Source organism: Nocardioides sp. CPCC 206348 (genome assembly GCF_048654705.1).
Lineage (GTDB): Bacteria > Actinomycetota > Actinomycetes > Propionibacteriales > Nocardioidaceae > Nocardioides.
Window position 1 is genome coordinate 30,756 of the sequence record NZ_JBMCZA010000229.1, and the last position, 11,993, is coordinate 42,748.

Here is an 11,993-nt window from a genome sequence, read left to right on the forward strand (position 1 = left end):
GGCAGGTGCAGCAGGATCGACCCAGGCGATCGCGTCGAGCGGCAGCCGCAGGCCGACCGCACTGGTACCCGGCGTGAGCACGAGCCGCCCGCGACGGAACGTCCAGACGGGGCTGGTCCACCCGGTCTCGCCGGTCGTGAGCGGCAGCACCCAGCCGGTCGGCGTGGTCACGTCCGCATCCAGGCGCGCCACCAGGTCCTCACTGGGGTCCGCACCGTCGGGTGCCTCGCCCGCGGGCTTGCGCACGTGGTCGGCGAGCGCGGAGAAGGGGTCCTCGTAGGCCGGGCGCAGCTGCGAGTCGGGAAGGGCGAGCAGGCGGACGACCTCGCGGCCGAGTGCCTCGTCGCGCCCGGGGGTTTCGAGGCTCGTCGCTTGCGCTCCTCGCACCTCAACCACCGGGTCCGGTGCACCCCACGGGTCGGCCAGCAGGGCCGGGTCCGACCACAGCGCCGTACCGTCCTTCAACCACTGCAGCCCGATGCTCCACCGCGGCAGCGGCTCGCCCGGGTACCACTTGCCCTGGCCGCGATGCATGACGCCGCCCCGGGCGTAGAGATCGCGCAGCCGCGCGGCGAGATCGCTGGCCAGCTCCCGCTTCACGTCGCCGTAGGCGTCGGTGTTCCACTCCGGCGTGGACGCGTCGGCGATCGACACGAAGGTCGGCTCACCGCCCATCGTGAGCCGCACGTCGCCGGCTTCGAGGCGCTTGTCGACGTCGCCGCCGAGGGCGTCGATCCGCTCCCACTGCGCGGGCGTGTACGGCGCCGTGACCCGAGGGTCCTCGTGGACGCGGGTCACGGTGTTGCTGAATCCGAAGGTCACCTCCGCCGGTTCGGTGGCACCCTCGATCGGGGCTGCCGAGCTCGGGTGCGGCGTTGCCGACAGGGGGATGTGGCCCTCGCCGGCGAACAGCGCACTGGTGGGGTCCATGCCGACCCAGCCGGCACCGGGCAGGAACACCTCGGTCCAGGCGTGCAGGTCGGTGAAGTCCTCCTTCGGGCCGGTCGGGCCGTCGAGTCCCTCGGTGGCGTAGGGATCCGACGCCAGCTGCACGAGGTAGCCCGACACGAACCGCGCGGCCAGGCCGTACTGCCGCAGCAGGCTCACCAGCAGCCACGCCGAGTCGCGGCAGGACCCGATGCCGAGCGCCAGGGTCTGGTCGGGCGTCTGCACGCCCGGCTCCATCCGCACCGAGTACGCGACGTCGCGATGCACCGCGTTGTTGAGGTCGGCGAGGAAGGTCACCGTCGGCACGCCATCGGCCGGCAGCTCCGGGAGTGCGGCTCTCCAGTCCGCCGCCGCGGTGGAGTCCTGGACGGGGCGGAGGTACGGCGCCAGGTCGGCCGCGACGTCGGCCTCGTAGGCGAAGGGGAAGTGTTCGGCGTACTCCTCGATGAAGAAGTCGAACGGGTTGATCACCATCAGGTCCGCGACCAGGCCGACCGTGATGTCGAGGGTCCTGACCTTCTCGGGGAACACCAGGCGCGCCAGCCAGTTGCCGAACGGGTCCTGCTGCCAGTTGATGAAGTGGCCCGCGGGTTCGACCTTCAGCGAGTACGCCTCGATCGGGGTCCGGCAGTGGGGCGCGGGCCGCAGGCGCACGACGTGCGGCGCCACGGCAACCGGACGGTCGAAGGCGTACGTCGTGCGGTGCTCGAGGGCGACCTTGATCGACATGGTCCTCAGCGTAGAGAGGTGGACGCGACCGCGGGTTTCGGTGAGGTCACGACCGGTCCGCCCCGAAGCCCCGACCTAGTCGAACGAGTTGACCCGCCAGAGCCCGCCGACCTTGACGAGCCTGACCGTCGAGGACTCCTTGGAGCCGTCGAACTCGGCCTCGACGGGCACGGTCGCCGTACCGGCTGCGTCGTTCACCGTCGCGTTGCCGACCTTGTACGTCACGTGGTCGGCGAAGTCCGAGGGGATCTGGCTGGGGTCACAGTCGCCCTCGTCCTCGATGTACGCCGCCGTCGCGAGCTCCTCGGCGGTCGCGCAGTCACCGCTGACGACGGAGTCGAGGAACGCCTCGACGACTGCCTTCGGCTGGTTGGGTACGGCGTCCGCGGTGCTGGTGCCGCCCGCGGCGCCACCCGGGCTCGTCGATGCGTCGGTCGGGGCGTCGGTGGACGCATCGTCAGTGGAGGCGCTGTCGGTCGGCTCCGCGCTCGGGACCGAGTCGTCGCCGTCGTACGACGCGACCAGCCAGGCACCGTCGACCTGCTCGAGGGTGAACACGTAGTCCGAGGTACCGGCCGGGCTCGTGAACGCGACGGGCACGGTGGCGGTGTCGCCGTCGACCGTCGCCTCACCGACCTCGGCGTCGACGTCATCACTGGAGAGCAGCTGGAACTCGTCGGACTGGCAGGGATCCGCGGCCTTCGCGGCCTCGGTCAGGAACGCGGTCGCGCCGTCGCAGTCGCCCTCCTCGGCTGCGTCGATCAGGTCCTCGACGACGTCCTCGGGGTCGGCACCGGAGGCCTGGCTGGTCTCGTCGTCGCCCTTGTCCTCGTCCTTGTCGTCGTCATCGCCCGTGAGGAGCAGGACGAGACCCACGATCAGGCCCACCAGCGCGAGGACCCCGACGATCGCCAGGGTGATCCAGATGCCCTTGCCCGACGTGCCCGATCCGCCCGGCGTGCCCGGTCCGCCGAATCCCGGGGGCGGCGGAGGCGGGAACGGCGGCCCGCTCGGTGGCCCGCTCGGCGGCCCACCCGGTACCGCGCCCGGAGGCGGGAACGCCGGCGGGGGCACGGCGCCGTACGGCTGGTTCGGGTCACTCATGGATTCACCTGTTCGAGGTAGTCGGAGAACCAGTCTTCCCAACCCTCGGGATCGGTCGGGAAGCTGGAGGGCAGTTCCGGGAAGCCGGTCGGGAAACCGCTGGGACGGTCGGGCAACCCGGGCAGGTCGGAGGGATCGATCGTCGGCGCGCCGGTCGGCGGGTCGGTGGGGAAGTCCGACGGATCGATCGTCGGCAGGTCGAGCGACGACGGCGCCTTGTCCGTCGGGTCGATGACCGACTGGCTCTCGTCGTCCTTCGACGTGTCCTTCGCCTTGTCGTCACCTCCGAGCAGCACGATGCCCGCGACGACAACGACAGCGATCAGCAGCAGCACCGCGCCGACGGCCATCGCGATCCGCCCACCCCGGCCGACGCCGAGCTGCGGAGCAGCCAGGCCATCCGGACCGACCTGCGGGAGCTCACTCGTCGGTGTCGTCGGTACGACGACGGTGTCCTCGGTCGGAGGCTCGTTCCCGTCGCCGTCGGGCCAACCGGGCTGGCTGGGCGTGGTTCCGGGCACCGGGGGCTCCTGGCGGGGGTCAACGGGAGAGAACGGGCCCCACCGTATCCCGCGGGCCTTGCGGTCAGGCGGCGATGTCGCCGGGTACGACGACCCGGCCGCCGCTGACGATTTCCAGGTCGCGCCCCACGGTGATGTCGAGCGGGTTCGTCAGGCAGCGGATCGAGCCGCCGCCGAGGTGGAACTCGCTGACGTCGACCAGGACGATCTCGAAGCCGAGGGTCTCCAGCCAGTTCCGCACGCGCGGCGGGCAGGCGGGCATCACGACGGTGCGTCCCACGACGACCGAGTTGGCGCACCATGTGCCGAGGGCTTCCTCCTCGCTGAGCACGATCGGCTGCGGGATGGACGCCATCAACGATGCGGCCGAGGCCTCGTCGAACGCCGAGGGGCAGATCATCGCGTGGTCGTCGTCGAGGGGGCAGAAGGCGAGGTCGAGGTGGTACATGCCCGGGTGCACGATGCGGGCGCCCCGGACCTGCACACCGAGGTCGTCGGCCAGTTGCTTGAGGGCGAGCTCGTCGGTCCGCGGGCCGTAGCCGACGACCAGCTCGCCGCGGAACGGGAAGGCGTCGCCCGACTCGAAGTGGGCGCCGATGCCGTCGCGGCCGAGGTAGGTCGCGGCGAAGGCGTGCGACTCGAACCAGGCACGGGCGGCCGGGGTCTCGATACGGCGCTGCGGGTAGCGCATGTGCGACATCACGACGGAGCGGCGGCCGGGCCCGGTCCAGTCGGGGCGCAGCGCCACGAGGCCGAGGTTCATCGCGTAGACCATGTCCGGCGCCTCGGGCAGTGCCGGGATCTCCTCGACGGTCGCGCCGAGCGCGCGGAGGGTGGCGGCGAGCTCGTCCCACTGGGCCTGCGCACGGCCGGCGTCGGGCTGCACGGCCGGGTTCATGTACGGATTGATCGCGTACTCCACGCGGAACGACGACGGCTCGACCATCGCGTAGTGCTGACCCCACTCCAGTGATGCCGTCATGGTGGCTCCCTCTTCGCGGTCCGCGTGACACGGACGTCCCTCGGGGTCGCCGACGACCCACGTAAGTTGTCAGACAATCTGACAAGTCCGAGGATAGCGTCCCGCCGCACGATCGGGTCAATGGGCGGCACAATGGCCCCATGTCCCCCTCCGCTCCGACATCAGCCAAGGCCCCGTTCGCCTCCCTGAGCGTCGAGCACGCCTCGACCGTCTCGCGGGTGGCGACCGAGCTCCGGCGCGCGGTGTTCGAGGGCGAGCTCGAGAGCGGCACCCCGCTGCGGGAGATCGCACTGGCCGAGTCCCTCGGGGTCTCCCGGCCGACGGTGCGCGAGGCACTGACCGTGCTCGTCGCCGAGGGCCTGGCGACCCGCGAACCCCACCGGGGAGTCACCGTCGCGACCCCGCGCGCCGAGTCGGTGCGCGACGTGTGCCGGGCGCGCTGGGTCCTCGAGGGGGCCGGCGTCCGCGCCTGGGCCACCGCGGGCGACGTACGACGTCAACGCGTGCGGGAGACCCTCGTCGCCTACACCAGTGCCGTGCGCGGCGGCGCCGCGTCGTACGAAGAGCTCAACGAGCGCCACCTCTCCTTCCACGTGTCGCTCGTCGAGCTCACCGGGAGCCCACGGCTGGTCCAGATGGCCGAGGCACTGATGGACGAGCTCAAGCTGGCGCTCGCGCAGGTCGACCGGTTGAACCGCAACGCCCACAACGAGGCCGAGTCCCACGAGGGCCTGGTCGAGCTGCTCGAAGCCGGCGACGTCGAAGGCCCCGGTGGCGCCTACGAGTTCCTGCGCCGCCACATCGACGACGCCGAGGTCGAGGTCATCGAGGCGCTCGGTCTCGAGTAGGCCTGACACCCCACCTGACAGACTGGCCGCATGCTGGCCTTCCTCTCCCGCTGGGCGATCACCGCGGCGGCGGTCGCGCTCGCTGCCCAGCTCATCGACGGCATCTGGTTCACCGGCGCCGAGACGGGCCGGGCGGAGATCGAGGACAAGATCCTCCCGCTCCTCGCCGTCGCCCTCATCTCGTGCGCAGTCACCTCGCTGGTCAAGCCGGTCCTGGTGATCCTGTCGTTCCCGTTCATCCTCGTGACGCTCGGCCTGTTCCTGCTGGTCCTGAACGCACTGCTCCTGCGCCTGACCGCCTGGTTCGCCGACGTCGTCGACATCGGATTCCGCGTCGACGGGTTCTGGCCGGCCGTCGGCGGCGCGATCATCATCAGCATCACGACGTGGTTCCTCGACGCCATGGTCGGCGTCGAGGACGACTGACCGTGCCGAGCGCGCCGCCGCCCCGCACGCCCGGTCGCTACCGGATCGCCGTGGTCTGCCTCGGCAACATCTGCCGCTCCCCCATGGCCGACGTCGTACTCTCCGCCCGGATCGCCGAGGCCGGGCTGGACGACGCCGTCGAGGTCGTCAGCGCCGGCACCGGTGGCTGGCACGCGGGCGACCCGATGGACCGCCGCGCGGCCGCTCTCCTCACCAGCGAGGGGTACGACGCCAGCCGGCACCGCGCACAGCAGGTGCAACCGCCCTGGCTCGACGACTTCGACCTCGTCCTCACCATGGACCGGGACAACCTGCGCGACGTCCGCGGCCTCGCCGCCGGCGAGGTCGACGCCACCCGGGTCAGGCCGTTCCGTGACTTCGATCCGGACGAACCCGGCGGCGAGGTTCCCGACCCCTACTACGGCGGCGACTCCGGCTTCCGCGACGTGCTCACGATGGTCGAGCGCACCGCGGACCTGCTGGTGGCCGAGGTCACCACCGCACTCGGCCGCTGAGGGGTCGCCGCGGCTGGTGCTACTCACCAGTCACCCTTACTTTGCTAGGACGTCCTACTAAATGCGGGACGGCTGACCAAGGTTGAGGAGAAGCGGATGAGCATCGAGCGCGTGGGAGTGGTGGGCTGCGGCCTGATGGGGTCGGGCATCGCCGAGGTGTGCGCCCGCGCCGGCAAGGACGTCGTCGTCCTGGAGTCCTCCGCGGCCGCTGTCGACGCGGGCCGCCACCGCCTGGAGACCTCCCTCAAGCGGGCCGAGAGCCGCGGCAAGATCGAGTCCGCGGACGCCGTGCTCGCCCGGATCCGCGTGGTCGAGGACATCGAGGCCCTCGCCGACCGCGACTTCGTCGTGGAGGCCATCGTCGAGGACGAGGCCGCCAAGACGGACCTGTTCCGCCGCCTCGACGCCGTCGTCACCAGCCCGGACGCGATCCTGGCGTCCAACACGTCGTCGATCCCGATCATGAAGCTCGCAGTCGTCACGCAGCGCCCCAGCCACGTGCTCGGCGTGCACTTCTTCAACCCGGTCCCCGTGCTCAAGCTCGTCGAGCTGGTGCCCTCGTTGATGACCGCCGACGAGACCGTCGAGCGCGCCCGCACGTTCGTCGAGGGAGACCTCGGCAAGAACGCCATCGACTGCCAGGACCGCGCCGGCTTCGTCGTCAACGCCCTGCTCGTCCCGTTCATCCTCTCGGCCATCCGGATGCTCGAGTCCGGCTTCGCCACCGCCGAGGACATCGACCAGGGCTTCGTGCTCGGCGCCGCCCACCCGCAGGGCCCGCTGGCCCTGGCGGACCTGATCGGCCTCGACACCACGCGCGCGATCGCCGAGTCGCTCTACGAGGAGTTCAAGGAGCCGCTCTACACGGCGCCGCCGCTGCTCAACCGGATGGTCGAGGCCGGCCTGCTCGGCCGCAAGACCGGCCGGGGTTTCTACACCTACAACTGACTTTCGCAGCTCAGCTCGGGAAGTCACCCGATGCCCGCCGCAGGCGACGCAGCAGCTGGTAGGCGTCGTCCTGCTGGCGGTCGGTGAGCCCGGTGATCGCGAAGTCGATCTCGCTCACGGCTTCGGTCGCTGCGCGGACGGTGGAGCGCCCCTTGGCGGTGAGGCGGGCGAGGGTCCGGCGCCGGTCGTCCTGATCGGGGACCCGCTCGACGAAGCCCTGGGACTCGAGTCGGTCGATGGCGCTGGTCACTGAGGTCGGGTGCACCATCAGGCGCTCGCCGATCTTGCTGAGCGGCAGCGAACCGCTCTTGCTGAAGTGGAGCAGCACGAGCACCTCGTAGCGCGAGAAGGTGAGCGCATAGGGCTTGAGCGCCGCGTCCAGCGCGCTGATCATCAGTTGCTGGACCCGCATGACCGAGGTGGCGAGGCGCATGGCCGTCGCGTCACCGAAGTGCTCGGCCCAGAGGTCTCCTGCGCGATCGATGGGATCGAACGGGAGGCGTGGCTCAGGCATGCCCTGACCCTAGAGGATCCCGCGTCACCCGCAGCACTCCGACTTCACAAATTTAGTAGGACGTCCTACTATCGGAAGTCCAAAGACTTTGGAGGACCTCTGCATGTCTGACATCTCGTTGCACACGCCGCAGCACCCCGTTCGCTTCGTGACCTCGTCGGCCCTGTTCGACGGCCACGACGCCTCGATCAACATCATGCGCCGCATCCTGCAGAGCCAGGGTGCGGAGGTCATCCACCTCGGCCACAACCGGTCGGTCCAGGAGGTCGTCGACGCGGCGATCGAGGAGGACGTGCAGGGTGTCGCCGTGTCGTCGTACCAGGGCGGACACGTCGAGTACTTCGAGTACCTCGTCGAGTCGTTGCGCGAGCGCGGCGCCGGCCACATCAAGGTGTACGGCGGCGGTGGCGGCGTGATCGTCCACGAGGAGATCGAGCGCCTCGCCAAGTGCGGCGTCACCATCTTCTCCCCCGAGGACGGCGTCCGGCTCGGCCTGGTCGGGATGATCAACTCGATGATCAAGGCCTGCGACGTCGACCCGTGGACCCTGGGCGCGGTCGAGGCCGACGCCGTCGTCTCCGGTGACCGGTTCTCGCTGGCCCGCGCGCTCAGCGGCGCCGAGTCCGGCCAGCTCCCGGCAGAGATGCTCGCGAAGCTCAAGCAGGTCGCCGCCAGCCGCGATGTGCCGGTCCTCGGCATCACGGGCACCGGTGGCTCCGGCAAGTCCAGCCTCACCGACGAGCTGGTGCGCCGGTTCCGCGTCGACCAGCAGGACAAGCTCCGCGTCGCCGTGATCGCGGTCGACCCGACCCGTCGCCGCGGTGGCGGTGCGCTTCTCGGTGACCGGATCCGGATGAACTCGCTCGACGGCGACCGGGCGTTCTTCCGCAGCCTCGCCACGCGCGGCGCCCATGAGCTCCCCGAACACCTCGGCGACGTGATCGACGTCGTGAAGGCCGCCGGCTTCGACCTCGTCATCGTCGAGACCCCCGGCATCGGCCAGGGCGACGCCGCGATCGTGCCGTTCGTCGACGTGAGCATGTACGTCATGACGCCGGAGTTCGGCGCCGCCTCGCAGCTCGAGAAGATCGACATGCTCGACTTCGCCGACGTCGTCGCGATCAACAAGTTCGAGCGCCGCGGCGCGATGGATGCCCTGCGTGACGTCGGCCGCCAGATGGTCCGCAACCGCGAGGCGTTCGGCAAGAAGCCCGAGGACATGCCGGTCTTCGGAACCTCGGCCGCCCACTTCAACGACGACGGCGTGACCGCGCTCTACCAGGAGCTCAAGGACCAGCTGGCCGGCAAGGGCCTCGTCTTCCACGAGGGCGTGCTCCCCCGGGTCGACGTACGGCACTCGACCGAGGCCGGCCACATCGTTCCCCCGAACCGGGTGCGCTACCTCGCCGAGATCGCCGAGACGGTCCGTGGCTACCACCACGACACCGAGCGCCTCGCCGACGCGGCGGTCCGCCTGCAGCGTCTCGAGTACGTCCGGGGCGAGGTCGTCGCGGCCAGCACCGACGCCGACACCGACGTCCTCGAGGACCTCGTCGAAGGCGCCCGCAAGGACCTGCCGCACGAGATCACCGAGCAGATCGAGCGCTGGCCTTCCGTAGTCGCGTCGTACGAAGGCGACGAGCAGGTCGTCAAGGTCCGTGACCGCGACATCCACACCGCACTCACGCGTGAATCGCTGTCGGGCAACAAGATCCGCCGCGTCGCGCTCCCCCGCTACACCGACCACGGCGAGCTCGTGAAGTACTGGCGTCGCGAGAACCTCCCGGGCTACTTCCCGTTCACCGCGGGCGTGTTCCCGTTCAAGCGCGACGGTGAGGACCCGGCCCGGATGTTCGCCGGCGAGGGTGACCCGTTCCGCACCAACCGCCGCTTCAAGGTGCTCTCCGAGCACGCCGACGCGACCCGCCTGTCGACCGCGTTCGACTCGGTGACCCTCTACGGCCGCGACCCCGACCCGCGTCCCGACATCTACGGCAAGGTCGGCACCTCCGGCGTGTCCGTCGCGACCTTCGACGACATGAAGGCGCTGTTCGACGGGTTCGACCTGGTCGCCCCGTCGACCTCGGTCTCGCTGACCATCAACGGCCCGGCCCCGACGGTGCTGGCGTTCTTCCTCAACACCGCCATCGACCAGCAGGTCGAGGCGTTCGTCGAGCGCGAGAAGCGCCAGCCGTCGGTCTCCGAGCACAACGAGATCAAGGCGTTCGCCCTCGCGAACGTCCGCGGCACCGTGCAGGCCGACATCCTCAAGGAGGACCAGGGCCAGAACACCGCGCTGTTCTCGACCGAGTTCTCGCTGCGGATGATGGGCGACATCCAGCAGTACTTCATCGACAACGCGGTCCAGAACTTCTACTCGGTGTCGATCTCGGGTTACCACATCGCCGAGGCCGGGGCGAACCCGATCAGCCAGCTCGCCTTCACGCTGAGCAACGGCTTCACGTACGTCGAGTCGTACCTCGCCCGCGGCATGGACATCGACGCGTTCGCGCCGAACCTGTCCTTCTTCTTCTCCAACGGCATGGACCCGGAGTACTCCGTCCTCGGTCGCGTCGCCCGTCGTATCTGGGCCGTCGCGATGCGCGACAAGTACGGCGCCAACGAGCGCTCGCAGAAGCTGAAGTACCACGTCCAGACGTCGGGCCGGTCCCTGCACGCGCAGGAGATGGACTTCAACGACATCCGTACGACGCTGCAGGCGCTGATCGCGATCTACGACAACGCGAACTCGCTGCACACCAACGCGTACGACGAAGCGGTCACCACCCCGACCGAGGAGTCCGTGCGCCGCGCGCTGGCGATCCAGTTGATCATCAACCGTGAGTGGGGCCTCGCGATGAACGAGAACCCGCTCCAGGGCTCGTACATCATCGACGAGCTGACCGACATGGTCGAGGCGGCCGTGCTGATGGAGTTCGATCGCATCAACGAGCGCGGCGGCGTGCTCGGCGCGATGGAGACCGGCTACCAGCGTGGCCGGATCCAGGACGAGTCGATGCTCTACGAGCACCGCAAGCACGACGGCTCGCTCCCGATCATCGGCGTCAACACGTTCCGCAAGCCGGTCGTGGAGGACGAGGAGCCGCAGACGATCGAGCTCGCGCGAGCCACCGAGAGCGAGAAGGAGTCCCAGCTCACCCGGGTCCGTGCCTACCAGGTCGACCACAAGGACGACGGCGTACGCGCGCTCGAGGCCCTCAAGGCCGCGGCGATCAGCGGCGAGAACGTCTTCGCCGTACTGATGGACGCTGCCCGGGTCTGCTCGCTCGGCCAGATCACCGACGCGTTCTTCGAGGTCGGCGGCCAGTACCGACGGAACGTCTGACCACATCTTTTCCAGGTCCCGTGTCGAAGACCGGGTCCGCCGTTCGACGTAGGTTCGGAAGCACTCCACCGACACCTACGAACGAAGGACGGATCGACATGACGCGCTACATGGGCCTGGTGAGGATGGACGAGGCGAACGACACCCCGCCGACGCAGGCATTGATGGACGCGATGGACACGTTCATCGCGAAGTCGGCTGCCAACGGCTCGTTCGTCGACGGTGGCGGACTGTTCGGCACCGAGGACGCCATCAACTTCGTCGTCCGCAAGGGCGAGATGACCCGCGTCGACGGCCCGTACGCCGAGGCGAAGGAGGTCGTCGGCGGCTGGGCGCTCCTGCAGTTCGACGACAAGGAACAGGCCGTGGAGAACATGCGCGAGATGGCACAGCTCCACGTCGACCACTGGCCCGAGGGCGAGCTCGTGATCACCCTGCGCGAGATCTCCGAGGGCCCGCCGCCGACCGAGTGAGCCACGAAGTGTGGCAAATGGGGGTGCGAGGTGTCGCTTCTGGGCACACTTCGCACCCCCAGATGCCGCACTTCGTGCCCCCAATTGCCACACTTCGTGGACCTAGGCTGGGCGCATGCCCCACGCCGTCACGACCGAAGCAGTCACCGAGGTCTGGCGGAAGGAGTCAGCGGTGCTGATCGCGGCGCTGACGCGGATGACGCGTGACGTCGGGATGGCGGAGGACCTGGCCCAGGACGCTTTCGTCACCGCCCTCGAGCAGTGGCCCGCGTCGGGGATCCCGGACAACCCGGCGGCCTGGTTGATGACCACCGCGAAGCGGCGCGCCATCGATTCGTTCCGGCGCGCGGAGACATTGCGCCGCAAGACGGCCGAGCTCGAGCGCACCGCAGGGGAGGTGGATCCGATGCCCGACCTCACCTCCCAGGTCGATCACATCGAGGACGACGTCCTGCGGCTGATGTTCCTGTGCTGCCACCCGACGCTGACCGCCGACTCCCGGGCCGCCCTGACCCTGCGCATGGTCGGCGGACTGACGACGGTCGAGATCGCCCGCGGCTTCCTCGTTGCCGACGCCACCATGGGCCAGCGCATTGCGCGGGCCAAGAAGACGCTGGCCGACGCGAAGGCCGGGTTCGA

General features: G+C 69.7%; 12 protein-coding genes. 7 read left to right on the forward strand and 5 right to left on the reverse strand.

What is annotated here, in order from left to right; genetic code table 11:
• The 4 genes from ACOADB_RS25960 to ACOADB_RS25975 all read right to left on the reverse strand — a co-directional run.
• Positions 1 to 1,677, reverse strand: a 1,677-nt coding sequence (locus tag ACOADB_RS25960) for a transglutaminase family protein (protein ID WP_378605773.1), incomplete at its 3' end; no start/stop codon positions are given.
• A gap of 75 nt (positions 1,678 to 1,752) precedes the next feature.
• The gene (locus tag ACOADB_RS25965; protein WP_378605776.1) at positions 1,753 to 2,781 is read right to left on the reverse strand and encodes a hypothetical protein; all 1,029 of its coding nucleotides are present in this window, start codon (positions 2,779 to 2,781) and stop codon (positions 1,753 to 1,755) included.
• The gene (locus ACOADB_RS25970) at positions 2,778 to 3,302 is read right to left on the reverse strand and encodes a hypothetical protein (protein ID WP_378605779.1); all 525 of its coding nucleotides are present in this window, start codon (positions 3,300 to 3,302) and stop codon (positions 2,778 to 2,780) included. Before ACOADB_RS25970 ends, ACOADB_RS25965 begins: the two co-directional genes overlap by 4 nt.
• A 64-nt stretch (positions 3,303 to 3,366) precedes the next feature.
• Positions 3,367 to 4,284, reverse strand: a complete 918-nt coding sequence (locus ACOADB_RS25975; protein WP_378605782.1) for a dimethylarginine dimethylaminohydrolase family protein — start codon at positions 4,282 to 4,284, stop codon at positions 3,367 to 3,369.
• A 140-nt stretch (positions 4,285 to 4,424) separates the two neighbouring features.
• On the opposite strand from ACOADB_RS25975, the gene ACOADB_RS25980 reads away from it, so the two are divergent.
• The 4 genes from ACOADB_RS25980 to ACOADB_RS25995 all read left to right on the forward strand — a co-directional run bounded on the left by ACOADB_RS25980 (position 4,425) and on the right by ACOADB_RS25995 (position 7,021).
• On the forward strand, positions 4,425 to 5,132 hold the full coding sequence (locus tag ACOADB_RS25980; RefSeq protein ID WP_378605785.1) for a GntR family transcriptional regulator: 708 nt from the start codon (positions 4,425 to 4,427) through the stop codon (positions 5,130 to 5,132).
• Between the two features lie 30 nt (positions 5,133 to 5,162).
• On the forward strand, positions 5,163 to 5,558 hold the full coding sequence (locus ACOADB_RS25985) for a phage holin family protein (RefSeq protein ID WP_378605788.1): 396 nt from the start codon (positions 5,163 to 5,165) through the stop codon (positions 5,556 to 5,558).
• 2 nt (positions 5,559 to 5,560) lie between these two features.
• Positions 5,561 to 6,073 (forward strand): low molecular weight protein-tyrosine-phosphatase, encoded by a 513-nt coding sequence (locus tag ACOADB_RS25990; RefSeq protein WP_378605791.1) that lies wholly within the window; start codon positions 5,561 to 5,563, stop codon positions 6,071 to 6,073.
• Between the two features lie 96 nt (positions 6,074 to 6,169).
• On the forward strand, positions 6,170 to 7,021 hold the full coding sequence (locus ACOADB_RS25995) for a 3-hydroxybutyryl-CoA dehydrogenase (protein WP_378605794.1): 852 nt from the start codon (positions 6,170 to 6,172) through the stop codon (positions 7,019 to 7,021).
• Positions 7,022 to 7,031: 10 nt separating this feature from the next.
• On the opposite strand, the gene ACOADB_RS26000 is transcribed toward ACOADB_RS25995, so the two are convergent.
• On the reverse strand, positions 7,032 to 7,535 hold the full coding sequence (locus ACOADB_RS26000; RefSeq protein WP_378605797.1) for a MarR family winged helix-turn-helix transcriptional regulator: 504 nt from the start codon (positions 7,533 to 7,535) through the stop codon (positions 7,032 to 7,034).
• 103 nt (positions 7,536 to 7,638) lie between these two features.
• On the opposite strand from ACOADB_RS26000, the gene icmF reads away from it, so the two are divergent.
• From icmF to ACOADB_RS26015, 3 genes are all read left to right on the forward strand, one after another.
• Positions 7,639 to 10,881, forward strand: a complete 3,243-nt coding sequence (icmF, locus tag ACOADB_RS26005) for a fused isobutyryl-CoA mutase/GTPase IcmF (protein WP_378605800.1) — start codon at positions 7,639 to 7,641, stop codon at positions 10,879 to 10,881.
• A gap of 98 nt (positions 10,882 to 10,979) precedes the next feature.
• Entirely contained in the window at positions 10,980 to 11,354 is a 375-nt protein-coding gene (locus ACOADB_RS26010; protein WP_378605803.1) for a YciI family protein, read from the forward strand.
• Positions 11,355 to 11,469: 115 nt separating this feature from the next.
• On the forward strand, positions 11,470 to 11,993 hold a 524-nt coding region (locus tag ACOADB_RS26015), incomplete at its 3' end, for a sigma-70 family RNA polymerase sigma factor (protein WP_378605806.1).

Bases quoted from the DNA above. Each gene is read 5' to 3' on its own strand.
- ACOADB_RS25975 (WP_378605782.1), bottom strand. From the start codon at position 4,284: ATGACGGCATCACTGGAGTGGGGTCAGCACTACGCGATGGTCGAGCCG.
- ACOADB_RS25995 (WP_378605794.1), top strand. From the start codon at position 6,170: ATGAGCATCGAGCGCGTGGGAGTGGTGGGCTGCGGCCTGATGGGGTCG.
- ACOADB_RS26010 (WP_378605803.1), top strand. From the start codon at position 10,980: ATGACGCGCTACATGGGCCTGGTGAGGATGGACGAGGCGAACGACACC.
- ACOADB_RS25985 (WP_378605788.1), top strand. From the start codon at position 5,163: ATGCTGGCCTTCCTCTCCCGCTGGGCGATCACCGCGGCGGCGGTCGCG.
- icmF (WP_378605800.1), top strand. From the start codon at position 7,639: ATGTCTGACATCTCGTTGCACACGCCGCAGCACCCCGTTCGCTTCGTG.
- ACOADB_RS25965 (WP_378605776.1), bottom strand. From the start codon at position 2,781: ATGAGTGACCCGAACCAGCCGTACGGCGCCGTGCCCCCGCCGGCGTTC.
- ACOADB_RS26000 (WP_378605797.1), bottom strand. From the start codon at position 7,535: ATGCCTGAGCCACGCCTCCCGTTCGATCCCATCGATCGCGCAGGAGAC.
- ACOADB_RS25980 (WP_378605785.1), top strand. From the start codon at position 4,425: ATGTCCCCCTCCGCTCCGACATCAGCCAAGGCCCCGTTCGCCTCCCTG.